Origin of the sequence: Pyrolobus fumarii 1A (assembly GCF_000223395.1) — an archaeon.
GTDB lineage: Archaea > Thermoproteota > Thermoprotei_A > Sulfolobales > Pyrodictiaceae > Pyrolobus > Pyrolobus fumarii.
Window position 1 is genome coordinate 92,728 of sequence record NC_015931.1, and the last position, 23,968, is coordinate 116,695.

General features: G+C 49.8%; 30 protein-coding genes and 4 tRNA genes. 11 read left to right on the forward strand and 23 right to left on the reverse strand.

Features of this window, described 5'->3' with window-relative positions; genetic code table 11:
• The first annotated feature begins 27 nt into the window (after positions 1-27).
• Positions 28-402 carry a DNA-directed RNA polymerase subunit G gene (locus PYRFU_RS00530; protein ID WP_014025648.1) on the forward strand — a complete coding sequence of 125 codons (375 nt, stop codon included), beginning with the start codon at positions 28-30 and terminating at the stop codon, positions 400-402.
• A 62-nt stretch (positions 403-464) separates the two neighbouring features.
• A complete protein-coding gene (locus PYRFU_RS00535) occupies positions 465-2,033 on the forward strand; it encodes an ATP-binding protein (protein ID WP_014025649.1) in 1,569 nt (522 codons plus the stop codon).
• Positions 2,034-2,035: 2 nt separating this feature from the next.
• On the opposite strand, the gene PYRFU_RS00540 is transcribed toward PYRFU_RS00535, so the two are convergent.
• The 6 genes from PYRFU_RS00540 to PYRFU_RS00565 form a co-directional block, all read right to left on the reverse strand.
• Positions 2,036-2,623 carry an adenylate kinase family protein gene (locus tag PYRFU_RS00540; RefSeq protein WP_244403878.1) on the reverse strand — a complete coding sequence of 196 codons (588 nt, stop codon included), beginning with the start codon at positions 2,621-2,623 and terminating at the stop codon, positions 2,036-2,038.
• 99 nt (positions 2,624-2,722) lie between these two features.
• Positions 2,723-4,423 carry a thermosome subunit beta gene (gene thsB, locus PYRFU_RS00545; protein ID WP_014025651.1) on the reverse strand — a complete coding sequence of 567 codons (1,701 nt, stop codon included), beginning with the start codon at positions 4,421-4,423 and terminating at the stop codon, positions 2,723-2,725.
• A gap of 127 nt (positions 4,424-4,550) precedes the next feature.
• On the reverse strand, positions 4,551-4,946 hold the full coding sequence (locus tag PYRFU_RS00550; protein ID WP_014025652.1) for a hypothetical protein: 396 nt from the start codon (positions 4,944-4,946) through the stop codon (positions 4,551-4,553).
• Positions 4,936-5,574, reverse strand: a complete 639-nt coding sequence (locus PYRFU_RS00555) for a hypothetical protein (RefSeq protein ID WP_014025653.1) — start codon at positions 5,572-5,574, stop codon at positions 4,936-4,938. The genes PYRFU_RS00550 and PYRFU_RS00555 overlap by 11 nt, the downstream gene beginning before the upstream one ends.
• Before the next feature lie 223 nt (positions 5,575-5,797).
• Positions 5,798-5,875: transfer RNA gene (locus PYRFU_RS00560), tRNA-Arg, on the reverse strand.
• 42 nt (positions 5,876-5,917) lie between these two features.
• Entirely contained in the window at positions 5,918-6,742 is an 825-nt protein-coding gene (locus PYRFU_RS00565) for an NAD(+)/NADH kinase (protein ID WP_014025654.1), read from the reverse strand.
• A 35-nt stretch (positions 6,743-6,777) separates the two neighbouring features.
• Between PYRFU_RS00565 and PYRFU_RS00570 the strand changes: the two genes are divergently transcribed.
• A complete protein-coding gene (locus tag PYRFU_RS00570; protein WP_014025655.1) occupies positions 6,778-7,593 on the forward strand; it encodes a class I SAM-dependent methyltransferase in 816 nt (271 codons plus the stop codon).
• On the opposite strand, the gene PYRFU_RS10725 is transcribed toward PYRFU_RS00570, so the two are convergent.
• From PYRFU_RS10725 to PYRFU_RS10620, 7 genes are all read right to left on the reverse strand, one after another.
• Positions 7,570-8,031 (reverse strand): DUF371 domain-containing protein, encoded by a 462-nt coding sequence (locus PYRFU_RS10725; RefSeq protein WP_014025656.1) that lies wholly within the window; start codon positions 8,029-8,031, stop codon positions 7,570-7,572. The genes PYRFU_RS00570 and PYRFU_RS10725 overlap by 24 nt on opposite strands.
• Positions 8,001-8,684 carry a protein-L-isoaspartate O-methyltransferase gene (locus PYRFU_RS00575; RefSeq protein ID WP_209442497.1) on the reverse strand — a complete coding sequence of 228 codons (684 nt, stop codon included), beginning with the start codon at positions 8,682-8,684 and terminating at the stop codon, positions 8,001-8,003. The genes PYRFU_RS10725 and PYRFU_RS00575 overlap by 31 nt, the downstream gene beginning before the upstream one ends.
• Positions 8,685-8,704: 20 nt before the next feature.
• A complete protein-coding gene (fen, locus tag PYRFU_RS00580; RefSeq protein WP_014025658.1) occupies positions 8,705-9,757 on the reverse strand; it encodes a flap endonuclease-1 in 1,053 nt (350 codons plus the stop codon).
• Between the two features lie 18 nt (positions 9,758-9,775).
• Positions 9,776-10,042: a hypothetical protein gene (locus PYRFU_RS00585; protein ID WP_014025659.1), complete on the reverse strand. Its 267-nt coding sequence runs from the start codon at positions 10,040-10,042 to the stop codon at positions 9,776-9,778.
• Between the two features lie 15 nt (positions 10,043-10,057).
• A complete protein-coding gene (locus PYRFU_RS00590; RefSeq protein ID WP_014025660.1) occupies positions 10,058-12,274 on the reverse strand; it encodes a CDC48 family AAA ATPase in 2,217 nt (738 codons plus the stop codon).
• An 80-nt stretch (positions 12,275-12,354) separates the two neighbouring features.
• Positions 12,355-12,639, reverse strand: a complete 285-nt coding sequence (locus tag PYRFU_RS00595) for an elongation factor 1-beta (protein WP_014025661.1) — start codon at positions 12,637-12,639, stop codon at positions 12,355-12,357.
• Positions 12,640-12,654: 15 nt separating this feature from the next.
• On the reverse strand, positions 12,655-12,861 hold the full coding sequence (locus PYRFU_RS10620; protein WP_244403879.1) for a zinc finger domain-containing protein: 207 nt from the start codon (positions 12,859-12,861) through the stop codon (positions 12,655-12,657).
• Positions 12,862-12,946: 85 nt separating this feature from the next.
• Between PYRFU_RS10620 and pth2 the strand changes: the two genes are divergently transcribed.
• Entirely contained in the window at positions 12,947-13,306 is a 360-nt protein-coding gene (gene pth2, locus PYRFU_RS00600) for a peptidyl-tRNA hydrolase Pth2 (protein WP_014025663.1), read from the forward strand.
• A gap of 19 nt (positions 13,307-13,325) precedes the next feature.
• Positions 13,326-14,441, forward strand: a complete 1,116-nt coding sequence (truD, locus tag PYRFU_RS00605) for a tRNA pseudouridine(13) synthase TruD (protein ID WP_014025664.1) — start codon at positions 13,326-13,328, stop codon at positions 14,439-14,441.
• On the opposite strand, the gene PYRFU_RS00610 is transcribed toward truD, so the two are convergent.
• Positions 14,385-14,885, reverse strand: coding sequence for a transcription elongation factor (locus tag PYRFU_RS00610; protein ID WP_014025665.1), 501 nt, complete (start codon positions 14,883-14,885; stop codon positions 14,385-14,387). The two genes, truD and PYRFU_RS00610, sit on opposite strands and share 57 nt — an antisense overlap.
• 149 nt (positions 14,886-15,034) lie before the next feature.
• Positions 15,035-15,107, reverse strand: a tRNA-His gene (locus PYRFU_RS00615).
• Positions 15,108-15,435: 328 nt separating this feature from the next.
• Here PYRFU_RS00615 and PYRFU_RS00620 point away from each other — a divergent pair.
• Both PYRFU_RS00620 and PYRFU_RS00625 read left to right on the forward strand, forming a co-directional pair.
• Positions 15,436-15,512 (forward strand) — tRNA-Ala (locus tag PYRFU_RS00620).
• A 23-nt stretch (positions 15,513-15,535) separates the two neighbouring features.
• Positions 15,536-16,117 carry an archaemetzincin family Zn-dependent metalloprotease gene (locus tag PYRFU_RS00625; RefSeq protein ID WP_052296900.1) on the forward strand — a complete coding sequence of 194 codons (582 nt, stop codon included), beginning with the start codon at positions 15,536-15,538 and terminating at the stop codon, positions 16,115-16,117.
• A 5-nt stretch (positions 16,118-16,122) separates the two neighbouring features.
• On the opposite strand, the gene PYRFU_RS00630 is transcribed toward PYRFU_RS00625, so the two are convergent.
• The 4 genes from PYRFU_RS00630 to PYRFU_RS00645 all read right to left on the reverse strand — a co-directional run bounded on the left by PYRFU_RS00630 (position 16,123) and on the right by PYRFU_RS00645 (position 18,515).
• The gene (locus PYRFU_RS00630) at positions 16,123-16,563 is read right to left on the reverse strand and encodes an archease (RefSeq protein WP_014025667.1); all 441 of its coding nucleotides are present in this window, start codon (positions 16,561-16,563) and stop codon (positions 16,123-16,125) included.
• A complete protein-coding gene (locus PYRFU_RS00635) occupies positions 16,556-17,935 on the reverse strand; it encodes a 3-phosphoshikimate 1-carboxyvinyltransferase (protein WP_014025668.1) in 1,380 nt (459 codons plus the stop codon). Before PYRFU_RS00635 ends, PYRFU_RS00630 begins: the two co-directional genes overlap by 8 nt.
• A 166-nt stretch (positions 17,936-18,101) precedes the next feature.
• Positions 18,102-18,383: a hypothetical protein gene (locus tag PYRFU_RS00640; RefSeq protein WP_014025669.1), complete on the reverse strand. Its 282-nt coding sequence runs from the start codon at positions 18,381-18,383 to the stop codon at positions 18,102-18,104.
• A 55-nt stretch (positions 18,384-18,438) separates the two neighbouring features.
• A tRNA-Ala gene (locus PYRFU_RS00645) sits at positions 18,439-18,515 on the reverse strand.
• A gap of 75 nt (positions 18,516-18,590) precedes the next feature.
• Here PYRFU_RS00645 and PYRFU_RS00650 point away from each other — a divergent pair.
• From PYRFU_RS00650 to PYRFU_RS00660, 3 genes are all read left to right on the forward strand, one after another.
• Positions 18,591-19,328, forward strand: coding sequence for a methylenetetrahydrofolate reductase (locus tag PYRFU_RS00650; protein WP_014025670.1), 738 nt, complete (start codon positions 18,591-18,593; stop codon positions 19,326-19,328).
• Between the two features lie 212 nt (positions 19,329-19,540).
• A complete protein-coding gene (locus PYRFU_RS00655) occupies positions 19,541-19,783 on the forward strand; it encodes a hypothetical protein (RefSeq protein WP_014025671.1) in 243 nt (80 codons plus the stop codon).
• Positions 19,784-19,806: 23 nt separating this feature from the next.
• Positions 19,807-20,289, forward strand: a complete 483-nt coding sequence (locus PYRFU_RS00660) for a hypothetical protein (RefSeq protein WP_167827767.1) — start codon at positions 19,807-19,809, stop codon at positions 20,287-20,289.
• Between the two features lie 121 nt (positions 20,290-20,410).
• On the opposite strand, the gene PYRFU_RS00665 is transcribed toward PYRFU_RS00660, so the two are convergent.
• Positions 20,411-21,589, reverse strand: coding sequence for a class I SAM-dependent rRNA methyltransferase (locus PYRFU_RS00665; RefSeq protein ID WP_014025673.1), 1,179 nt, complete (start codon positions 21,587-21,589; stop codon positions 20,411-20,413).
• A 68-nt stretch (positions 21,590-21,657) separates the two neighbouring features.
• Positions 21,658-22,572 (reverse strand): ribonuclease Z, encoded by a 915-nt coding sequence (gene rnz / locus PYRFU_RS00670; protein WP_014025674.1) that lies wholly within the window; start codon positions 22,570-22,572, stop codon positions 21,658-21,660.
• A 177-nt stretch (positions 22,573-22,749) separates the two neighbouring features.
• Between rnz and PYRFU_RS10310 the strand changes: the two genes are divergently transcribed.
• Complete coding sequence (locus PYRFU_RS10310) at positions 22,750-22,926, forward strand: hypothetical protein (protein WP_014025675.1); 177 nt, start codon at positions 22,750-22,752, stop codon at positions 22,924-22,926.
• 65 nt (positions 22,927-22,991) lie between these two features.
• Here PYRFU_RS10310 and ribH read toward each other — a convergent pair whose 3' ends face one another.
• Entirely contained in the window at positions 22,992-23,465 is a 474-nt protein-coding gene (ribH, locus tag PYRFU_RS00675) for a 6,7-dimethyl-8-ribityllumazine synthase (protein ID WP_014025676.1), read from the reverse strand.
• A complete protein-coding gene (locus tag PYRFU_RS00680) occupies positions 23,437-23,967 on the reverse strand; it encodes a hypothetical protein (RefSeq protein ID WP_014025677.1) in 531 nt (176 codons plus the stop codon). Before PYRFU_RS00680 ends, ribH begins: the two co-directional genes overlap by 29 nt.
• Position 23,968 lies beyond the last annotated feature (1 nt).

Below are 23,968 nucleotides of genomic sequence, written 5' to 3' on the forward strand. Positions count from 1 at the left end.
GCCGCGATGCCTAGAGGCTGAGAGTGTATGAGCTTCACGGAGGTGCTCTCCTTTAGAGGTGTGGTTAGGAGCGTGGAGCAGGAACGTATCCCAGAGATCCTGCTCGCGACACTCACGTCCGAAGATGGGAGCATAGAAGTTCAGATGGATTGGCATAAGGAGGTTTTCACACTACCCGAGGGTTCGAAAGTACTCTTCAGGTTGACACGTGGCATTCCAGACTATAAGGAGGGTGTCGACTTTGTAGGCAGAGCTACCGTGGTAACAGTTAGAGAGCACGAAGGACAATGGGAACATATATTGTCTATCGGCGGGCTTCTCGTTGTGGTTAGAACCAACAAGAAACTGGATATAATGCCTACCGAGAAGCTCTATGTCCATATAGCGCCTCTTGAGGAGTAACTGACAGTATCGGCGGTGCGCCTCAGCTAGTTTCTGCTTCCCCGTTTAACTGGGGTTTTAGGATGGACCCGCGTAGCATTACTAAACCACTTGTTGTCGGCGGTCTGGGCGCGCTTCTAGTATCAACAGCATTGACGGGTCCTCCGGGTGTAGCCCAGATTGCAACTATGCAGTTAGCGGCTGGCCTAGCGGGTGTGTTTGCAAGTGGTTTCGTTGCTGTAAGTATTGCTTCCAGGCTTACACGTAAGCACGGAGAGTTTACTGTTTACGAGATTAAGGTCGAGAGGAACAAAAAGAGCATCGAGAGGATTAGGGTCACTCTGGAGTTTCTGAGGGCACTTGGCGACACTATTGGGAAGAGTATTGCTATGCAGATATGTGGTAAAGGAGGCTGCTCGCTGTTGATAATAGTACCACGTGACTCTAGGGTAGAGGCGTTGCTATCATCTCTCTTATCTGGACTTAGGGTGAAGAAGAGTATTGTAAACTCGCTTGACGATATTCTTAGTCGCAAGGGTGATGGAGAGCCTATAGCCAAAGAGATGGCCTCCGCGTTAACACTACATTCACGCGAGACCGGAGAGACCCGCGGCGAAATCCTGATAGGATTTGACGAGAGCAATAGACCCGTATACGCTTCGTTAGAGGAGTTCTGGAGGCATACTGGTGTATTTGGCACTACCGGCTCGGGGAAAACTAGCACCACTGCATTCATCGCCACCCAGCTTGCAAGATATGTACGTGTAATCGTGCTCGACTGGCACGGCGAGTATGAGAGTGTATTGAAACGTATTGGTGCAGAGTTTGTGGCTATGGATCCTCCACAATTGCCACTTGTCCCTGAGGATCTTGATATCGAAGTTACGGTTGATGTGCTAGAAGATGCGTTTGACTTGACTAGGCATCAATCGATGCTTCTCTATCAAGCTTTAAAGTCTATGATTAGACGTGAGGCTCTGCCCGAGGACCTTGAAAAATTCACTGATAACCTGCTTGCAACGGTTGAGGTGCAACAAGCTGTACCTAGTAGGGCTGAATTAGAGATTAGAGCTGCCCTTGAGAGGCGGTTGCGCGCCTTAGTTACTGGCGAAGGCCGAAGCTTGTTCAAAGTGCGTGGCCACGTCGAGTTGCCGAGAGGAGCCGGTCTTTACATAATACGTGTTAATCGGATACTATTGCTGCCTTTAAGACGCGTATATGTACGGATGCTATTAGCGTATCTCTACTATACAGCAGTGGCCATTGGCAGAATGTTAGACACGATAGTAGTGTTGGAGGAAGCACAAAATGTGGCATCAAGCGATACTAGAACCATACCCTCAATACTTGCTGAGGCGCGCAAGAGACACCTAGGTCTAATAATAGTGTCGCAATCGCCATCATCGCTCCACCCAAGCATACTAAAAAACACTAATATCAGGATAGTACATACTTTGAAGAGTGCACATGATATAAGCGTGATAGCTCGAAGTATGAACATTTCTAACGACTTAAGAGGTATGTTGTCGAAACTGCCCGTAGGCTATGCCGTCGTCGACACACCACAATTACCTCAACCTGTTCTAGTATACGTACCGGTTTACGATACCGCAGGTACACTAGTACGCTACGAAGAATTCAGTTCAACGTAACGCTAGTAACCCATACTATGTTTCAACGATAAATTGATAACAAATTTTACAACATCCTCGTCACTAACCCAGTCTATGCTCTGACAAATAGTGTTATCTTTTTCGATATTCTCTATGTTTCTCGCGATCCTCTCAACTGTTGCATTAACTCCTGCAAGGGTAGTGTCAATTTCGCACGCCACACGCGGGAAGTAAACCTTAGCTTGCCAGGCCAATACTCCGGTCAACTCTGCCTCTATATTTTCCAACACCTTACTGAACGGCCATCCTCTACGTAAAAGTCTATTGTACAACACGTCTGGTCTACAACGTAGCACGAAGACTCTCAATGGCTCTATCCCTGCCTCCCATAGCAACTCAAGATCGTGAGTCTCAATGACGACGCCTCTGTATACTTTACGTATTTCACGTCGAATTTCCACTACTACACCCTCAGGATCTATTACAAAACTACGTCTTTGCGCGTCATAGTCTATCCATATACCTTTCTCTAGTACGAATTCAGTGAGGCTAAGGTATCTTAGATTATATCTCTCTGAGAGCATCTTCGCTAGACTAGTCTTTCCTGTTCCAGGAGTACCAGCCAGCACTATGATCAAGGATACCCGAGCGAGTGAAACCAGGTAAGAAGTATTTAAAAATCTGAGTTTGGAGGGGAGAAACGCCTAATATCATCAAAACTTAGAGCTTTACTCCTTCTCCTCCTCTTCTTCTCTCTTCTCTTCTTTCTTCTCCTCCTCTTCCTCCTTCCTCGCCGCCGCTATCACATCATCGATCCTTAGTATCATTGTTGCTGCCTCAGTGCCTGCCTTTATCGCATTGGCCTTGATACTGACTGGCTCGATTACACCAAGCTCCATCATGTTCTTGATATCGCCGCTGAAGACATCAATACCATACCACTTACCTTCAGGCTTCTCGTGGGCTGCGCGTAGCTTCATTATGATCTCTATTGGGTCTAGACCGGCGTTCTCCGCTAGCGCCATTGGTAGCGCCTCTAGAGCCTTTGCGAAGGCTTCAACTGCTAGCTGCTCCTTGCCGCCAATCTTTGGCGCAATCTCACGTAGATACTTTGCTAGTTCGACCTCTACTGCACCGCCGCCCGAGACGATCTTACCATCGCGTATCGCGTCAGCTACAGCGCTTAGGGCGTCACGGATGCTCCTCTCGGCCTCATCAACTAGCCTCTCGAGGCCGCCGCGTAGCAGGATGGTGACTGCCTTCGGGTTCTTGCACTTCTCCACGAATACCATCTTGTCTTCGCCGACCTTCCTCTCCTCGACTAGGCCTGCGAAGCCTAGGTCCTCCGGGCTTAGGTCCTCGACGTTACTGACGATCCTCGCGCCAGTAGCGCGAGCAAGCTTCTCCATGTCGCTTCTCTTTACCCTCCTGACGGCCATTATGCCCTTCTTGGCTAGGAAGTGCTGCGCAACCTCATCAATACCCTTCTGGCAGAACACTACAATGCCAGCGTTCTCGCCTAGCTTGAAGCCCTCCTGCTCAATCCTCTTCTTAGCAACCTCATAGATCCTGTCAACCATCTCCTTGAGGATGCGCTCTTCCTCCTCTAGGAACTTCCTTAGTAGGCTTGGGTCGTTAATCCTGATCTCAGCATCGATCTCTGGCTTCTCGACCTCTAGAGGAGCGTCTAGCAGCACGATGAACGCGTTCTCGACACGCTTCGGCATGCCAGGGTGCACAACCTCCTTGTCAATGACTACACCGTTGATCAGCTTGCTGTCCATTAGGCTACCGCCATGCTTCTTAATTATCTGTATGTTGTCTAAGTCGATGTACCACTTGTCGCCTCTCTTCTCGGCAATCTGCTTGACAGCCTTAACCGCAATCTCGGCTAGATAGTCGCGGGCGCCGTGCACCGCCTTGCTGGTTAGGCTGGTCTTGGCTATCTTCTTCAAGACTTCATCGTCATTAATGTCGATAGGCTCTGCGATCTCGTAAAGCTTCTTAATGGCTGCCTCCATCGCCTTCTTGTAACCGCTGACGATTATTGTCGGATGGATGTTCTTGTCTAGTAGTTCCTCAGCATTGCGCAGCAACTCGCCGGCAAAGATGACTGCAGTCTTCGTGCCGTCACCTACCTCCTCGTCCTGACCCTTCGCAATCTGTACTACCATCTTTGCAGCAGGGTGCTGCACATCCATCTTGTCCAGGATTGTTGCACCGTCGTTGGTGATCGTGATCTCGCCCAGGCTGTCAACGAGCATCTTGTCCATTCCCTTGGGGCCGTAAGTGGTTCTTAGCGTCTCTGCGATTGCCCTTACAGCCATTATGTTAGTGCGTAGCGCGTCCCTGCCATACGTCCTCGTAGTGCCCTCCTTTAGTATCAGTACGGGTATGCCGGTTGGCTCTGCAGGGGCTACACGAGCCATCCTCGTCACCCTCCAAGCCTTCCACGTAACTCCGTCAGCTACACTTCTATAAAAACTTTACTCGCAGTATTGTTTGGAGACGCACCCCCGATTGCAACACAACATGGCACTCAGGAGGAACAGGCAATTAGAGGAGGAGGTTCGCGAGGTTCAAGCCTAGGTCTCTAGGCTTTAACCCCCTTACCTCTAGCGCTCTCTTGACACCTATACGCACAGCTTGTTTGTCATACGCTAGGTTATAGAACAAACCATACTGCCGCCATATACTCACGCCCTCCAAGAACAATATGAGCATAGGCAACATCCTATCCTCGATTTCCAATAGATTCAGTAATTTCGAATCACTCGAAACATCGACGCGTACCAGTGGAACGTGAGGTTCAAACGCAGGCGACAACACTTCACTGAGCTTCCTGATATACTCTGGACTATCCTTATTGGAATTATAGACTAGCATTAGAAGCGCCCTGTGCATCTTTAACATACGTTCAACTACATCACTCCTGTTAACGTCAAGTACCACGACTCTCACCCTTCTTTGCTCTCAATGCCTCCTCAAGAATCTTAACCTCGTTAGGCTCTAATCTAAGTTCAATATCAAAGGTTGATCTCGCCATGCTCGGCGCTTTAATTTTACGCCCATCGTACAATACACGCTTCTCGCTAATCGCGTCACGCAATTCCTCAACACTAGCTTCCTGCGCAAAGAATTCTAGCAGTTCCCGAAAACCTATGGCTTCTTTAAACTCCTTCTCATCTATTTCAGCTCCACAAACTAGGCATGTTAGCGCAGGCGTCAACGAGTAAAAATTGCACCGCGGGCATTGATGTGGTGTTGCCACACCGCCCTCGATCCACTTGGATCTAAGGATGTCAACGAGATCGTCCCTTCCAATTTCAAGAGCAGCCCTGTAGAGTCTCGGTACATGTCGGACTATGCTGGTCCCACCATGATAAATCACAAACTCAAGTTGCTGCTCATTGAGTTTTTCTCGTGTATCGGCTAGATACGACGCTATCAGTTCAAGCAGCTTATCCTGGTTTCTTAGGAGGCGTGCAAGTAGTTGCTCCTTAGAGGGTCTGCTAGAATATTGGTCAGCAATGCTTTCCAGCACCGGCCTTAGTAGGTCAACAAGCTCATCAACACTCACTCCAATATCTTCTAGACCTAAACGCGATATAACTTCTCTGGTTATATCTTCAACAAGAGCATCGGTGATAGCAAACCGCGCAACAGGCCTTGTCGTTGTACTCCTTCTTGTACGTGTACTACTACGCGTGGATGACGTGGACGAAGAACGCCGAGTCGTGCTTCTACGCCGTGATGAGGAGCGACGCGGCACACATACCCCTCCTCCATACAGGAGTGAGTTGTGGCGGGCCCGCCGGGATTTGAACCCGGGACCACCGGCTTAGGAGGCCGGCGCTCTATCCTGGCTGAGCTACGGGCCCAACCCAGCCATGGTTGACAGCATGCTTATCTCCTTAAATGCGTTATTCCCATGGACATCTAGCACTATACCCGATATAGACTGGCGATTCTGAAGATTTTACACTTAACACCTCACCGGGTACAATCGGCGTTGAAAACTGACCATCAATTAACACCCATGCAGCCCTGTATCCATTCCCAACTTGCACCTCAATATGCACACTACTGTCAATTACTAGAGGGTGACTCAACCCTGCTAACGGGTTCAAGGGCGTGATCACGACACACTTTTCACTCTTTAGGAGAGGTCCTTGAGCTGCAGCAGTATACGCGTAGCTACCAACCGCAGTCGCTATTAATACCCCATCACCTTTTAAGTGATACACTTGGTGGCTCCTGCTGCCGACCCTGATTTCCAACTCTATAGTTTTCCCACGGCTTCCGACAACAGCCACCTCGTTCAACGCTAGTGGAAGTTCTTGGTTCAAAGGCAACTTCACACTTCTCAATCTCTCAGCTTTACACCACGTTATATTTTTGTTAACAAGTGCCTTGACTAGACTCTCTACTTCAGAGCATTCGAACCCAGCAAGGAATCCTCGGCGTCCAAACTTGACACCAATAATCGAGATAGACCCTCTATATGCATGAAGAACTCGCAGTATCGTACCATCACCGCCCACAACAACCAGGAGATCGGGAAGAGTGGAGCCAAGTGTGAAAATCTTGTAATCATAATCTCTCTTCTTTTGCAACTGGATTAGCTTGCTAACGCCGTACTCTAACCCTACTTTAAACCCATTTTCTAGGAGTTTCTCAACGAGGATGTGTACACACTCGAGCGCGTCTTTTACGTCAAGCCTAGCTACTATACCGATAAGCTCCAAGACCGGCCCTACCCTCCTCCGGAGGCAAGGTATTCATGGAGAAACGCTTTGAACGGATAGCTTACGTCACAATAGGCGAAGTTGCAATAATAAACGTGAAACGCGATGAAGACGTCAACAATGAGCAGGTTAAGAAGGCAGCGGAAGAGATAATGCGTAGACATAAGCGCATCAAAGCCGTTTATGCAAAAATAGAGACGACAGGAGCGTATAGAGTCCCGAAACTTTACCTAGTACTGGGCGACCCCGTTGAAGAAACTTGGCACCGCGAGAATGGCATAGACTTCCACGTGACGATAGGCCGAGTTTATGTAAATCCTCGCCTCTCAACCGAACATTTACGAGTGGCACAGATTATTGATGAATATGGTTGCCGTACCCTACTAGATGCATTTACTGGTATAGGCGGGTATGCAGTAACAGCGTCGATCCACACAAGAAGTCTTTCACGAGTAGTTGCAAACGACCTTAATCCCTACGCTATACGCGACCTACTATTAACCCTACATAGAAACCGTAGACGACTGAAAGCAAATATCATAGTCACAAATGTTGACGCACACACCTTGCCTCGCATGTTCAAGCATGCATCATTCGATAGCATAATATTGGACTTGCCTCACGAGAGTATAAAGTTCGTGTCCATACCATGCAGCTTAGCCTCGTCAGAGTCAATAGTAATATTCTACGTAGTAGCACACGAGAATGACGTACATCAAGTCGCTAACCATGTAGCCACTAAACTAGCAGAGTGCGGACTTGAGTGTGATGGAGACGATGCTATTCCGGTCATAGATTACGCTCCGAGACAATATGTTTACCGTATTCTATTTCGATGCAGAAGAGGATGAAATACAACGCGAGATAATGTAAACTAGGGTAAAAGGATCTGCAAGCACCCTTTTAGTATCATTCGGAATGTCGTCCGCTGCCATGTTACATTGAGATGCTAGTGTTCTGGAGTCGACGTATTCACTACGTCTAGCTACTAGATTGTTGGATCTTGCAGGACCTGCATACAAGCATTTTATTACAATCCGCTTGGGTTTGTCGCCGCGCCAAGGAGGAGGCATAACAATAATCTCTATGCACGCTTTACCTTCTTCACACCACTTATGCAGCCCTATCTTGAGACCTATGCATACTATGCAATCACCGCGCACCGTAACCATGTTTTCAGATGAAAACTCTAGTGTGGAACTATGACTAGCCTGGATATTCATTGCACCTCTACACGTGCCAACTATCAAGCCCGTCTTTAGACTAGATAGGCCGCATCCTCTCGCCATCCATACTCTCCCACGAGGGGTACAAAGACGCACGGCGTTACTTTCTTAACTACTAGTTTACCATCCGTTTTCTTCACAATCTTGTAGAGAATTTGGTTCCATTTATCACCTACAGGGATCAACAGTATACCTCCAGGCTTTAGCTGGTCTACTAAAGGTCTTGGCATATCTGGGGCAGCGGCTGTCACGATTATCCGATCGTAGGGTGCTGCTGGAGGATACCCCTTACTACCGTCACCAACTATGACCGTTACACGATCTGCATATCCTGCCCTCTCTAGGTTCCGTCTGGCTCTCTCAGCCAACTCTGGTATACGCTCAATAGTATAGACGTGCCCGGGCCTCTTCGAGCCCCGAGGCGCTACTATTTCCGCTATAAGTGCCGCGTTATACCCCGAACCAGTACCAACTTCAAGCACCTTCATGCCCTCATCTAGCTCGGCCTCTTCAAGCATGATAGCTACCATGTGAGGTGCACTTATGGTCTGACCATGTCCTATCGGCAAGGGTGTATCTTCGTATGCTAATTCACGCAAATGCTCGGGTACGAACAGCTCTCGAGGAACCGTTAGCATTGCCCGCTTGACCTTCTCTGACTTGATAATGCCCTCCTCCACGAGCTTTCGTACAAGCCTTTCGCGCAAACGTCGCATAACATCTTCCATTCTGCTTGTCACCTCTTAAACCACATGTCGAGACCAAGCTGCTTAGTCTTGAAGTGCTCGCGGTAAGCCTTCTTTAGCCTCTGTATGGCGTTCTTGACTCGTTCTGGCGAGAAATCGTGTTCCACCACGAGTATCTCGTATATCATCTTCTCGTCTGGCTCGCGCCATTCAAGCTTGTACTCGTCAGTCACTGGAGGATTTAGGAAGTACTCGAATATCTTCTCGGGTTCTGTAGGAAACTCGTTACGCGGCAACGAGCGTAGGAGTTTACGTACATCTGGCTGCGCTTTTACCATGCGAAGGGCTGTTTTCGGCCCTATACCTCGCACACCATCCGGGTTGTAATCTGTGCCGACTAGTATACCAATAACTATCAACTGTTCACGCGTTATACCTAATGCTTTGAGCAGCTTATCCAGCTCTATTAGCTCCGGCTTTATCTCAACATACACATCCTTCTTTGGCAACTTCCTTCTGCCAGTTATAGTGAGGTTTCTCACAAGCCTCGGAGCGCCAAACAAGAGCGCATCATAGTCTTGGCTTGCTGCCGCCCACACATCCCCCTTACGCGCCATATACGCAGCTTGCGCTTCACCGTCAGCAGGCGCTTGAACCCACGGGACTCCCATTGCGTCAAGAAGCCTTTTGGCCTCCTTTACCATATCCTCGGTTAGCCTTGACGCCATCTGTGCATAACGTCTAGCGGCTTCTAGGTCACCCTTCTTGATTGCCTCTTCGTATTTCTTTGCCGCCTCGCTTTTCACTTTCTTTCTACGTTCTATCTCAATGCTCTTTATCTCTGGCGGTTTACCGTCAAACACGTACACTACTTTGATACCATGTTCTATCAAGTTTATCGTGCGGTAGAACAAGCCGCTGAGATGACTAGTGATGCGTCCACGCGAGTCCATAAGCGGTGTGCCATCCGGCTGCCGGATTGCCGCGAGGAACTGATAAAGCGCGTTATAGGCGTCAATGGCAACCGCTTTGCCTCGCAGAGCATCGAGACTCAGTGTTTGAATTGCATTAGGCGGTATAATCTCGCGTATGTTTACTCCCACAGTGCTGCCCCCTATAGGTTAAGGTACTGGTTTCAAAAGCTCAATAATCCTACCTTTCTCGCTTTTGTCCGATGTAGACGTCACATGCACATACCCGTGCATCTCCAGCGTCATCAACACCTTTAGGAACTCGTGATAGGACACTTCAAAGCCTTTTAATCTTGCAGTCTTACGTACACTCTCATAAAGCTCGTCGTCACGCACTGTGTTTGCCGCCCGCGATCTAGTCAACCGTCTTAATTCTTCGAGTACTATCAAGTATAGTGGGAGGGGTCTCCATACCAAAAGCTGCCACCTCCTTTACATGTAGATGTTCGGTTTCATCTTCTTCACTGTGACTCCAGGTAATTGTTGTCTAGCCTTCTCGTACCACTCTTCATAGAATCTAACCATCTCGGGAGTTATTGATGGCTTTACACGCTTTAACGCCTCCTCGAAGTGCCTCATATGCACCTTGGTGGCGTTGATATCCTCTCTTAGCGCCGCTAACGCTGCCTCACGCACCAGTGCCTCTAGATCTGCACCGCTATATCCTTCAGTGACGCTTGCAATGTACTCTAGATCCACATCATCCGCTAGCGGTGTATGCCTAGTGTGTATCCTGAGTATCTCTAGCCTCGCCTTCTTGTCTGGCGGCGGTACATAGATTATCTTATCGAATCTGCCTGGTCTGAGTAGCGCCGGGTCTAGGATGTCCGGCCTGTTAGTGGCAGCAATCACAACCACATTCTGAAGCGGCACTATACCATCTATCTCTGTCAGCAACTGGTTGACTATACGGTAGGTAACACCACTAGTATCTGGGACTTCTGCACGCGCCGGCGCTATCGCGTCGATCTCATCAAAGAAGATTATCGCCGGTGCATGCTGCCTGGCCTTGCGGAATATCTCTCGTATTGCTTTTTCGCTTTCGCCTACCCACTTTGAGAGTATCTCTGGGCCTCTCACGGCTATGAAGTTGGCGCCGCTCTCGGTTGCAGCGGCCTTCGCGAGCAGGGTCTTGCCGACACCCGGCGGGCCGAAGAGCAGAATCCCCTTCGGCGGACGAATACCAAGCCTCTGGAACACTTCTGGGTGCTTCAAGGGCCACTCCACAGCCTCACGAAGCTGCTGCTTAACATCCTCAAGACCACCAATATCATCCCAATGCACCTCAGGAACCTCAACATAGATCTCACGTAAACCACTTGGCACTATCTCACGTAATGCCGCCAGGAAGTCTTCCATCCGCACTTCCATCTTCTCGAGGAGCTCCGGTGGTATCGTATCTTTGTCGAGGTCAATCTCTGGTAGATATCGTCTCAATGCATGCATGGCAGCTTCGCGTACGAGCGCAGCCAGATCTGCTCCTGTGAACCCCTTGGTCATCTCAGCTAGCTTCTCAAGATCCACGTCTTCGGCTAATGGCATGTTACGAGTGTGTATCTGGAGTATCTCAAGCCTTCCTTGCTTGTCTGGTAGTGGAATCTCTATTTCCCTATCGAACCTGCCAGGCCTCCTAAGCGCGGGGTCTATGGCATTCGGCCGATTAGTTGCAGCGATTACTATCACGTCGCCTCTACTCTCTAAGCCATCCATGAGGGCGAGTAGCTGAGCCACAACTCGTCTCTCAACCTCACCTATGACTTCATCTCTCTTGGGCGCTATCGCGTCGATCTCATCGATGAATATTATGGCTGGTGCATGCTTCTTAGCCTCCTCGAATATCTCACGTAGCCTCTGCTCGGACTCCCCATAGTACTTGCTCATTATCTCCGGGCCGTTGATAGCAATGAAGTATGCATCTGTCTCGTTAGCTATCGCTTTGGCTAGCAACGTCTTGCCTACACCGGGAGGCCCATAGAGCAGGATGCCCTTCGGAGGCTCTATGCCAAGCCTCTTGAAGAGCTCCGGGTGCTTCAATGGCAGTTCTACAAGCTCTCGCACCTTTTGTATCACATCTTTCATTCCACCTATATCCTCGTAAGTTACTCTTGGCACGTTGCTTTGCTCAACAGGCTTCTCCAGTATCACTATGTTCGTATTGTTGTTAATTACTACGACGCCGGACGGCCTAGTCTTGACAACGACGAACGGGATTGCATGGCCGACCACTGGAACCATGACACTGTCTCCTTCAACAACAGGATAATCGGTTAGTCTCTTCCTTACGAAGCTAACAAAGCCAGGGTCGACAGTAATTGTAAAGCTTGCGGGCGCTAACTTTACCATCTGAGCTGGTTTGGCATCAGCCTTGCGCACGATAACCTTGTCTCCTATACTCACACCAGCATTCTTTCTAGTCAATCCATCCATTCTGATGATCCGTAGTCCCTGATCCTCGGGATAGCTCGGCCAAACGGTTGCGGCTGTTACCCTCTTACCCTCGATTTCTACGACATCACCAGGCTCGACACCAAGCATCTTCATGATGTCGATGTCGATTCGTACCTTACCTTTACCAACATCTTTTGGCTTAGCCTCGGCTACGCGCAGTACAACCTCTGGGCGCTTCGACCTAACAGCTACAGTTGACATGTACTACACCTTACCCTTGACAAGGGGAGGCGGAAAACAGCGTATTAGCATTAAGCTGTTACTGCGAAAAACACACTCGATCAGTATTGTGCAACGCGATGCACTGCCTCAATCTCGTATTCGCCTACGCCCTCTACCTTGGAGAGTATCTCCTCTAGCTTTGCTGTGCCGCCCTCAGTCTCCTCGGGTATGAGTATGTAGAGCTTTAGTGCGTTAAGCCCGAAGGCTATGGGCTCCGTCGCCTTACGCACGATTTGATACCCTTCCGGCAGCGCGTTCTCTATGCGCTTGGCAAGCTCGCCTAGGTCTATACTAACATCATCCGGGTATACCTTTATGATTACGAGTACGCGCGCCTCGCTCAACCCTAACCTACCTCTCTAGGGCCCCTCGAAGCCACAATGCGGGCACTTATACGACACGCCCATCTTGCGGCATTTTGCACATCTCCATATCGGCTCGCCGCAGTTCGGGCACGGGAATACTACAGCCTTCTCCCAAGGCGCTATCAATCTATGACAACTGACACATACCGGCAACTTGGATGGACCATAGATGCTTAGCTTGCGCTGCTGGGCAAGCGCCACCACACCCACACCCCAAGCGCCACCACCACCCTCCTTTTTATAAACACTAGTTACCCCGCTCACTGCGCCCACGGGTAGGTTACAATTGGAGGAGTTCAAGCAGGTAATTGTAGTGCGAACCGACATTAAAATGACAAAGGGGAAACTCGCCGCTCAAGTTGCGCACGCCGCAGTGGAGGCCGTGCTGAATGCCCTCGAGATGGGACTAAGGGACTGGGTTGACCTCTGGCGTTCACAGGGAGCTAAGAAGGTCGTTGTCAAAGGAGAGAACGAGCAGACACTCATAGAGGTTTACGAGCGAGCTAGACGTGAGCATCTACCAACAGCGCTAATCCGCGATGCTGGTAGGACAGAGCTACCTCCCGGAACATTAACAGCTGTTGCTGTAGGCCCTGCGCCCAGTAGCAAGGTTGATAAGATAACTGGAAGGTTTAAGCTTCTGTAGCATCACGTCGGGGTTACAGATGTTAGTAGACCTATCAAGTCTAGAGCCACTCCTGGGTATTGAAGCGTGGTTTAACGATAAACGACCCCGTGCATTGATATTGCGTCCACTAGGCTTCCTAGTACTTGAGGAGCCTTCGATAAGATCGTGCAACGCTATGCTATACGCTCTAACAAAAGCTAACATCGATACACTACATGCGATTCAAAACCTAACACATGTCATAGGAAAATCTAGCTACGCAGGATTAAAGGATGCCGACGGGATAACAACGCAGTTTATCGCTGCAAGACAATGGGGCCAATATGCCTACAGTCGCGCCGGTTTCCGAAGCTATACACTAGCTTGCACGAACACAAGGGGATGCATAAAGATAGGTGATGTCAAATTCAATCATTTCTCGATAACGCTTGCATTACTCGACGGGGAGGCTGAAACACGTACAACTAGTATCGCTCCTAACTATTATGGTTTTCAACGATTCGGTACACGTCGCCCAAATACCCACTACACCGGGCTATCTCTTGCACGAGGGGACCTAGGTCGTTACTTCGCAGAGTTGATATATACCAAGTACCCACGCGAAACAAGCAGACGAGGAGATTACGAGAGGCTCGCCCTAAAGCTCTTGAGAGCCACACGTTCCACTATACGTGCACTGAAGCATCTTCCGCCTAAGGTACTAGAGCTGCACGTCAACGCACTTCAATCCTATCTGTTCAACAGGATATTGTCGAGACTAGTGACAGAGTATAGCACACGTGTATGCACGACGTACCCACGCATACCCGTGCCAGGCTGTGGCCTAAGCAAGTACTTGGATGCCCTAGATGAGGACGTAAAGAGGGTTTATCGTGAAGTGATGGGCACAGAGGGTGTTGAAGAGAGTTACTTCTGCACTCTAAGGCGTTACGGCATTCACGCATCGAGCTACATGAGGGAGTCATGCATAGAACCTGCTATGCATTTCTCGCTTCGCCTCAAAGTAGAAGAGTATGAGGATGTGGAGATTGCTATTCACGTGTTTTCGCTTAAAAGAGGTGAATACGCGACAACGTTTCTCGCTAATATGTATAGGTTATTCGAACCGGAGCCTTACTTTCTGGCCGGCCAGTTCGGTCAAAACCCTCTCTAGAAACTCCTTTTGAGGCTCAACACGCCTCCTGTCTCTCCTGGATATCCTCACAACGTACTCTATAGTACCATCCGGCATGTAGACGTAGTTTACACCCAATACACGTGCTGGATATAGCAGGTGCACAGCGAGAGTCCTGACATCCCCTGCTCTCGGCACTATACGTACTCGTATACCTCCGAGTTTCTCGGAAAGGGCGCCCTCGATCTTCCTTGCTAGCCGTGTAAACACCGGTACACTAGTAGCACCGCTTACGTCCATCACAATGATCACCATGTTGCTGTCTATGAAATACGCTCTATGATAGACGGCATCGCGTAGTTCAGGCAATTTGCCTGACTCTTCAAGTTCGATTAGCGCACGCATTATATCCACTTCGCGTTCCTCAACCTTGCCTGTATCAACTAGCTCCTGGCAACGTGGACACAGTACACCGCTCTTCACACATATATAATCGAGGGGTATCTTGACCGAGACCCATCACCTCGCGCTGCTCGTTACTCCCTGAACCGCTCACCAACAGCTACCAGAGTAAATAAGAGTTGAGGTAAGATGTGTAGAGAGACTGGCAATGCGAGAGTAGTGTGAGTAGGGGCCGCCGCCGGGATTTGAACCCGGGACCTCGGGATCCACAGTCCCGCGCTCTTCCAGCTGAGCTACGGCGGCCTCCCTTCTCACTCATCGGGCGCGTTGCCCTCCAACCGCGGGACTGACGAGGCCCTCGCTCTTCATCTTGGCCTGTTCTTCCGCGGCGGCCCTCAACCGCCATGTTTAACGTCTTACATGGGGCGGAGATTCATAAAACTTTGTTCTTACGCTCATCTTAGGAGCGTAATGCAGCCATCCATCATAGACTGTGATGAGGGAACCCGGGAGCAATAACGCGACCCTCGGGGGATGAGCGAAAGGCCCGCAGCTGATGATATATAGCCTAATACCATGGTATGCGAAAACGTGATAAAGGCTGGATGGATAGCCCGGCTAATCCTGGAGTGGGCCGGTAGCTCAGCCTGGAAGAGCGCTCGGTTGGCAACCGAGAGGTCCCGGGTTCAAATCCCGGCCGGTCCACCACCCCCCATACGGTGCGGTAAGCGTTGCAGAGCTACACTTTGCTTATTATAAAACTATCCAACATAGATGATTACTTGATTGACACTGTGGCAAACAGCGTCAAAGACGCGTTTATGAATGTTAATGTTTTAGTTTCGCCTGATGTCATGCTGCCGCCTATGAGTTTCTTTGACTGGAAGCGTATGCAGTATCGCAGCGAGTATATCGTAAAATGGCTAGCCTCTATACGTGAGAGGCTAGGAGCCGACTATATACTTGGCATAGGCGACATAGACGCGTACGCCAACGGCCTTAACTTTGTTTTCGGCGAGGCATACCCGGAGGGGCGCGCTGCAGCCGTATACTTACGTAGGCTACACCCCAGCTTCTACGGCGAGCCCGACAATCATGAACTATTTGTTAGCAGAGCTGTGAAGGAGGTTATACACGAGCTGGGTCACACCTTCGGCTTGCCTCATTGCAGTAACCGCCTTTGTGTCATGAGTTTCAGTAATAGCGTGTACGAAGTTGATAGTAAAACGGAAAAATTCTGTCCAAGATGCGCCGAAAGGCTTAGGCTTAATGGGCTATACGTGTCACCTCGTTACGTATTATCGACCAGCTAGCGATTCTAGATGTCAACCGCAAATCTCAATACCCACAACCCGTCGTTCTTCTCCAACTTCATCTCGTGGTAGGTGATTGCCTTTACTATCGTACGTGGCTCGTGCTTTTCCGGATCAAAGGGCTCGCCACACCCCTCACCAACGATTATGTATTCTTCACCTTCTTTCTCTACACGCTCAACCTTGAACTTCGAGAACACTAAACCCTCAGAGTCGAACATCACTAGGAAATCTTCAAGCCAACGTAGTATGGCCTGGTACAAGTCGATACCTCTTTCTTCGACACGCCTACATTCCTTAGGCTCAACTTTACTAGTGTCTGTGATGACTTCGAACACTGCACGAGCGGCATTAGCGATAGTCTCTTCCAGAGTACGCCCATACGCCCTGATTATAACATCAGCCGTATGCTCTTCAAACTCAAAAGGCTTGAACCCGTTACTCAAGCTTACCACCCTCGAAGAATATTCTCACACCGGCTTCTTGAAGTGTACTCCAGAAGCCACGCCATGATTTAGACGTACATGTAGCATTCGATATACGTGCCACCACGCCACTCGTTGCAGCCAACACGGCAGTCCCCATAGCGATCCTGTGATCATCCGGACATTCAATATTAACAAAACTGGGTTTAACTGCCCTCCCGGCGACGATTATATCATCATTGGTATGGTATGCTACATAACCTAGCGAGCGAAGACTCGCGGTTACACTCTCTAGCCGATTACTCTCCTTTAAAACGAGGTGATGCACACCAGCTATTTTAACACTGACGCCCAGAGCCGAAGCTGCATATGCTACACTAACAGCTACGTCCGGTTCACGGCGCACAGTAATTGTGATGTTATCTGCGCTTCTTGCACTAAATGGCTCAATATCCCATTCCGCACTGTCATCGTGTTCGAGAATCTTAGAATCGAATCCTAGTATCTTGTAGTAGAAGCTAGCGTAGTGATCACCCGGGCCTGCCCACGGCCTCCATAATCCACGTATAATCAGCCTGACTCCCGTCGATGCTAGAGGAGCCACTAGACTAGCAAGCCCCCAATCACCCGGAGTCCATAACACGAAACGCCTCTCGACACCACTAACTAACGCGTGTATAGCAATGCCATCTCCACGTTCATCAATGCGAATATCTTCGAGCGTGAAACCGGCTAAACGTAAAGACTCTAGAGTCTCATAGATGTGCCCGCTTGACACGCCCGTATAGCCCTCGACCTTAACAGGGTCGCCCCCTCGCAATGCTGATAGAATAGCTGCTGCTATGAGCGCGCCACTTATTGGCTGACTACTTTTAGTCGAAGCTACGCGCAGCATCTGAGGCTCTCTTGTCTTCACAATATTTATCACATTACTGCCTGGGTCAAGACGGGCCTCTCCAAACTGTTTCCAGAGGCTAAGTGTACCCTCTTCGAGCCTCCTAAACAATCGTTTACACACATGTACAGATATGCGTGAACCTATAGGCGCAGCTGCGAGGAGAGCAACGAGCGTTATTCGTAGAGCACCACCACTACAATACACGTCTACATCATACGTCTCGCTTTCACGGAAATAGTCGAGACAAACACGTCCATCACTAACGACTACGCCACCCGCGGCTAGTACTATGTCCGTGGCTGCATCAGCATCCTCACAATCAGGAACATTGCGTACGCATCCGCGCCCAGCCAATAATAAGCCTGCTAGACGGTAGTAGAAGCTTTTGGAAGGAGGTGCCTTTATCTCTACGACGCTACTCTTAGGCTCAAACCCTGTAACTACCACTACGTGCGGGTCGGCCACGAGCGCCCTCCCCATCACAGAGTCGGGCAAGAGTGGGGTCCTCATCCCCCACATTATAGATGAGGCTCAGCCAGCAGCCCCTATCTCCTCACGCCTCCCGGTCGGTCCCGCGGTTTATCCTCACAGCCAAAGTACAGGAGAACCATGAAAACTATAACATAAAAGGCTCGGAACCGCTGGGCATCCACATCATGCTCTAGGCTTCGGTGTCGGTGGTTCTCCTCACAGCCGCCAAATCTACTCTATTCACAACCTCCTCAACTATATTACTCGCGATGCGCTCAGCGTCATCATACCCCATCTTTCCCAGCACAAAACCCAGTAGACGTACCGCGCCCTCGTAGTGACTCCTACTACCCGTAGTTATGTACAAGTGGATTAGTGTCGCAACTTCCATTGTCGTGTAAGGGTCTAGCACCAGCCCATTATTGTAGAGGGCATGCGTCAACACTTGACGCACAACGTCGAATGCTCTCAAGCATATCCCGCATTGCTACGGACGTTGTGCCCCACTTAAAGGAGGTGAGAGGGGGTGGTGGACCGGCCGGGATTTGAACCCGGGACCTCTCGGGTGCAAACCGAGCGCTCTTCCAGGCTGAGCTACCGGCCCAGCACCGTTGTAGAGAGCTAACCTGGCGTGGGGTTCTTCAGTCTTGCTGTTTTGCTGGGGTCGGCGGGATGAGCGATGAAGATAATCGTCGAGATTGAACCGACTCGCAACATTTCAAAATTAGAATCTCTCGTGAGGACAATAACTGAGATACCCTGCATCGATATGGTAGCTGTCCCAGACGCGCCTCTCGGCAAGCCAAAGGTACTGGGCGTTATGCTCGCATCTTTCTTTGAACACGCCGGCATTCCGACTATAGCGCACGTGAGGCTACGCGACATGAATATGGTTCTTTTCGAGCAAGTGGTATGGGGAGCATACATAGCCGGTGTAACCAGGCTCCTGTTCCTTAGAGGCGATCCACCCGCAAAAGGTCGCGATGTAAATGAGGTTACCAGCGAATATGCCGTCGAGTATGTGAAGAGGCATGATAAGCTGAGTTCACGCATCAAAGCAGGGATATATCTCAGTATGCGTTGGGGTGTAGAGAAAGCACTCGAACGCGTTATGAAGACACGAGCAGACTTCTATACGGTGAACAGGCTGGACCCACAACTAAGTGAGCACGTAGAGTTTGTCAAGAAGGCGAAAACGACTGGAGCCCAGATATTCGCATACCTCATAACAGCCAGATCCTCTCAATTGGAGAAGCTACGTGCTATACTAGAAGGTCAACCTGTCAGACCTCTCGAGAAGCTTGACGACTATATCAGGGCGTTTCGAGATAGTGGCGTAGACGGCGTAGTACTCTCGTCGCCTCTGGACATACGCGCGTTGTTACAGATACTCAAAGAGACTTGCAACGATGCATAAATAGGACGTTACACAGCTACATGTTAACTCCAGCGCTAAAGACATAGAGACAAACATGAGTATTCAAAAGAGGAAAATACTCGCCTTCTGCACAAACTCGGAGTTTTATGGCCGTGATGAGGAGCTGGCGAGGCGACCTGTGAGCGCACAACTAGGGGCTGAGCCTTCACTATAAAAAGGAGGTTCTTTGGTGCCGCTCGCGGGGGAGGGCTGTGTCTACAGCTGGCTTGAAGGGCATCAACGCGTTTGGCCATTTAGGCTGGATTACCAGGAAGTGTAGAATATGCGCCCTCAAGATAGACATAACTAGGGATCTACACTACGTATGCACACATTGTAAGGACAAATACGATGCCTACTTCTGTCCTGCTGATGCAAAGAGACTACATTACCGCTGCCCATTCTGTGGTAGAGAGCTAGTGCCTGTCAATGCCGCCCTTTATCAGCCACGCTGATGTCGCGAAACGGGCAGCCCGCCATGCTCGGTGACTATTATCGGGTTCTCGGTATAGCCGAACAACCCAAGGTGGAACATGGGCCGAATGGCGTCCTTTATTACTGGTTTGAGGTTTTTAGGCGAGCGACGCTGACGCCGTCCAAGTTCCCTTGCTGGCATATAACGTTGGATGTGTACGTGGAGGGATACCCCGGAATATGCATAACCCGCATGAACAACATAGTTTCGATTAACGACTCCAGGATACATTACTGCGATCTGTCTATGCTCCTTAGACCGGTGTGTAGCCACATAAATAACGCGTGGATCGAGATACTCGAAGTAGAAGGTAGTATAGAAACAATCTCAATACACATTGACATATGTGGCTTCGCAGAGCCACCACCATACGAGCTTGTAGAGGCTATACACAACGCTGCCACCATGTTGATAGAGAGACGAGACCCGCGCTCTACCCCATTATGGATTGACGTAAAGCACCTAATGCAATATAAGCGGGCATAGTTATTGTTAGCTTCTGGGCCCCCGTGACTCCCCCGTGTCCCGGGGCTATCTAGGGATGAACGGGGGAGCCTTGCGGCCGCCTCCACTTAACCATGTTTTCACTTTCATGCCGCCGGCTATCTCAGAACACTTCTACGTATACCGCCTTTAGATACTCTAGATGCTCCGCGTGGTATCGTTGAGGATGATCCGGAGGCATGCCCCTAACTGAACCCACTAGACGGTATTGTTTGCCCGCCCTAAGGACGCTTCTTGCAACAATTTCGAGAAAGTCGTTACGTGTTAGGAACGCAGAGCAGCTACTCATAAACGCTATGCTAGAAGCTAGCTTAGCAACATTGCTAAACAATCGTTCGTAAGCTTGTTTTCCTCTCTCGTAATGCTCCCTCGCTTGTATAAACGCTGGCGGATCAGCAATGACGATACCATATTGGCTTTTCTCTCTACGCAAGTATCTCCATACATTATCTTGCACTATCACCGCCTTATCCTCGTTTATACCGTTTAAGCGCAAGTTCTCTCTCAGTACAGCTAGCGCATGCTCATCCTCGTCAACAAATACGACTTTTCTTGCTCCCGCTACAAGTGCATGAATACCAAAACCACCCGTATAGCTGAATAAATCTAAGACTACCTCGCCGCTCGAGTACCTCTCTACCTCGATACGATTGAGACGCTGATCTAGGAAAAATCCTGTCTTCTGCCCTTTTCTCACATCAACCACGAAACGCACTCCACCCTCGCGTATAATGGTGCGCGTCTTAGAGCCGCGTAGCAAGCGCTCACGCGGCTCCAGACCTATATCTCGCCTTGTACGTTGCGTGCTTTTCTCATAGACATGCTCTACACCCACGACTTTACTCACAACATCAACTATGATGTCCATATGCACGTCCCATACTATGCTGCTAGACTGTATAACAGCGATGTCGTTATACACATCTATTATCAATCCGGGCATTAGATCCGCATCACTATGAACTAGACGATATGCTGGCTCATCCTCCTTAGTGTAGCCCAACCGCTCTCTATAACGTAACGCCCGCTCTATCAGATGCTCTATTGCCTCGCGCGGAGACTTGAATGGACAGCTACCAAACCAGACCATTCTCACAGCAACGGGGCCTACGTTATCATAGAGCCCGCAGCCCAGCAACTCTCCTCTTGACGACTCTACAACCACAAGTTCGCCCGGACGCAGTCCCCGCGGCGCTTCAACCCACTTTCGATAGACAAGTGCGCCTCCCTCGCTAACCACCTTGGCTCCTAACCCATACACAAGAACTGCAGGGAGAACCATCCATATTCTCCGAGGATTAGGCCCGCTACAGGAAGCCCTAGTAACCCTCTATGCACACTGCAGGATGGTCAAAGACGCAGTGGGTGTATTAGTAGCGGCCTAGCCGCATATACACAATTTCCGAAATTTCGCCTGGCCTCAGTTTCAAACACATCCAATTCGCGATACCTTGCACTGAAGTGAGTGAGAGCAAGACACTTTACACCGGCTTTTGCGGCAACCAGCCCAGCCTCCAATGCAGTGCTGTGTCCCTTCTCATGTGCCTCGCTTGCCTCACTCTCTAGAAAGGTAGACTCGTGTATCAACAGATCAGCACCTCGCGCCACGTCTATGACCGTTTTACAGGGCCGAGTATCGCCAGTGTAGACTACGCGCACACCCGGCCTCGGCTCCTCTAGCACATCTTCGGGCCTCACAAGAACACCATTAACTATTACACTCTCACCGCGCTTCACGCGAGATAGGTAAGGCCCAGGCTTTAAGCCAAGTTCTTTAAGTTTCTCAAGCTTAACACGCCCAGGTCTCGGCTTCTCCTCAAAGACATACCCGTACGCCGCTACATGTCCGTGACAGACGCGAAAAGCCTTGATAACCACACGATTATCTTCATACACGACACCCTCTTCTACCTCCCGAAACACGATGTCAAAGCTCCTAACATGACCCGTCAGCCGCTCAACAATCTCTATATACTCTAGCAACCCACGAGGACCAATTACGAACAATTCCTCTCTACGACCACCCATGGTCATAGATTGCAAGAGCCCTGCCAGTCCGAGAAAATGGTCACCATGCATATGCGTCACTGCCACAACCTTAACACGAAGCGGGCTCAGCCCGGCTTCTACAAGCCTCTCTTGCGTACCTTCGCCGACGTCAAATAGGTACACTAGACCACGGTACATCACAGCTATTGACGGTAAGCCTCTACCATACGCTGGTACAGCCGCACTAACGCCCAGATACACCACGCCTACCTCCACACTACACCACCCATCTGAAGATCAACATCTAGCTCATAAACCAAGGCTACACGCTCTAACACGATGGCGGCTGTGAGGAGAATGGTTGCCCCCCGATAGGTGAGGATGGTTTCGCGCACCGAGCCGCAAGTATAATTAGTCAAGCCCCATGGGTGCACATTCACTGTGGTGGAAAACATGAGCACAAGCCAGAGATACGAAGGTATTGTAGAGAAGGATGAGAAGGGTTTCCTGGTACGCCTTCCGGACGAGCTAGTACAAGTAATGAGGTGGAAGGAGGGCGACAAGATAATAGTTGAGATGAGTGAATGGCGAGGGCGCCTAGTAGTCGTGCTATACAAGCCTTACCGCTAAAGCATAACAGGACAAGCCAACATAAGGAGATTTTTAGGATATAAAAATCGTTGCATCTTGACTCGCTACTCGATAAACACCGTCTTACCCTCATACTTCGTGATTCTCAATGCACGGATACGCCTAGCTAGCTTCACAGCCGCTTCCACGGCTCGGCGCGCATACTCCTCTACTCTAGCTTGAGCCTGCAACCTTGTAGCTCCGGGTCCTATAACGCCCAGTGTTACAGGTTTTCCTTTCTCAACTCCCAGGTCCAACATCTTACGAGCAGCTTGATTCGCAACGACCTCATCATGCTTAGTCTCGCCTTTTATGACAGCGCCGATAACCGCAACAGCATCCACATCTGGCTTCTCGAGTAGCTCTGCAACAGCGTAGGGTGCGTCATATACTCCTGGCACCTTGACGACATACGTTACTTCAGCATCGAGGAACTTTGCATGACTCAAGGCTTTCTTTAACATCAACTCCGTGATATCATAGTTGAACTCTGATACCACTATCGCCAACCTAACTTTGCCCGCCTTGTTTTCGTTCATGTTTGTGCCCACCCCTCTCCCCCTCAACAGCCATTATGCTCTTGGCTACACCCTCAGCTATTCTGCGCTGTGTATCATAAACGCTTTCTAATAACAGGAACGCACTACGAATGTTCTCAGCTGCCTCATTAATATCTCCAAGCTGAGCGCAGATTACTACCTGCCCCCGCTGCACATTCACCTTTATACCCTTCTTTTTAAGAGCCGAGATTAACGACGATAATCCTGGCATGTTTTCAAGCCTTGTCCTACAACAAAGGCTCTCATTCTCGATCATTATCTCCGAGCACCCACCAACACCAGTGCATATCGCCTGAAGTTTTCTCACAACGTTCTCGTCAAACTTCTCAGCCAGCTCACGTACACTACTATCGCACTCGCCAGCATGACATATCACATATACATCGAAAGAACCTATGTTCTTCCGTATGCACGACTCCTCGCACACAACACCATACTTTAAGCCACTCATGCATATACGTACTTCAATTATTCTGCCCAAA

What these genes read in the sequence shown, in the direction of transcription:
- PYRFU_RS00530 (WP_014025648.1), top strand. Translation starts at nt 28, where the DNA reads ATGAGCTTCACGGAGGTGCTCTCCTTTAGAGGTGTGGTTAGGAGCGTG.
- PYRFU_RS00535 (WP_014025649.1), top strand. Translation starts at nt 465, where the DNA reads ATGGACCCGCGTAGCATTACTAAACCACTTGTTGTCGGCGGTCTGGGC.
- thsB (WP_014025651.1), bottom strand. Translation starts at nt 4,423, where the DNA reads ATGGCTCGTGTAGCCCCTGCAGAGCCAACCGGCATACCCGTACTGATA.
- PYRFU_RS00570 (WP_014025655.1), top strand. Translation starts at nt 6,778, where the DNA reads ATGGAGAAACGCTTTGAACGGATAGCTTACGTCACAATAGGCGAAGTT.
- PYRFU_RS10725 (WP_014025656.1), bottom strand. Translation starts at nt 8,031, where the DNA reads ATGGCGAGAGGATGCGGCCTATCTAGTCTAAAGACGGGCTTGATAGTT.
- PYRFU_RS00575 (WP_209442497.1), bottom strand. Translation starts at nt 8,684, where the DNA reads ATGCGACGTTTGCGCGAAAGGCTTGTACGAAAGCTCGTGGAGGAGGGC.
- PYRFU_RS00590 (WP_014025660.1), bottom strand. Translation starts at nt 12,274, where the DNA reads ATGTCAACTGTAGCTGTTAGGTCGAAGCGCCCAGAGGTTGTACTGCGC.
- truD (WP_014025664.1), top strand. Translation starts at nt 13,326, where the DNA reads ATGTTAGTAGACCTATCAAGTCTAGAGCCACTCCTGGGTATTGAAGCG.
- PYRFU_RS00650 (WP_014025670.1), top strand. Translation starts at nt 18,591, where the DNA reads ATGAAGATAATCGTCGAGATTGAACCGACTCGCAACATTTCAAAATTA.
- PYRFU_RS00660 (WP_167827767.1), top strand. Translation starts at nt 19,807, where the DNA reads ATGCTCGGTGACTATTATCGGGTTCTCGGTATAGCCGAACAACCCAAG.
- PYRFU_RS00665 (WP_014025673.1), bottom strand. Translation starts at nt 21,589, where the DNA reads ATGGTTCTCCCTGCAGTTCTTGTGTATGGGTTAGGAGCCAAGGTGGTT.
- PYRFU_RS10310 (WP_014025675.1), top strand. Translation starts at nt 22,750, where the DNA reads ATGAGCACAAGCCAGAGATACGAAGGTATTGTAGAGAAGGATGAGAAG.
- ribH (WP_014025676.1), bottom strand. Translation starts at nt 23,465, where the DNA reads ATGAACGAAAACAAGGCGGGCAAAGTTAGGTTGGCGATAGTGGTATCA.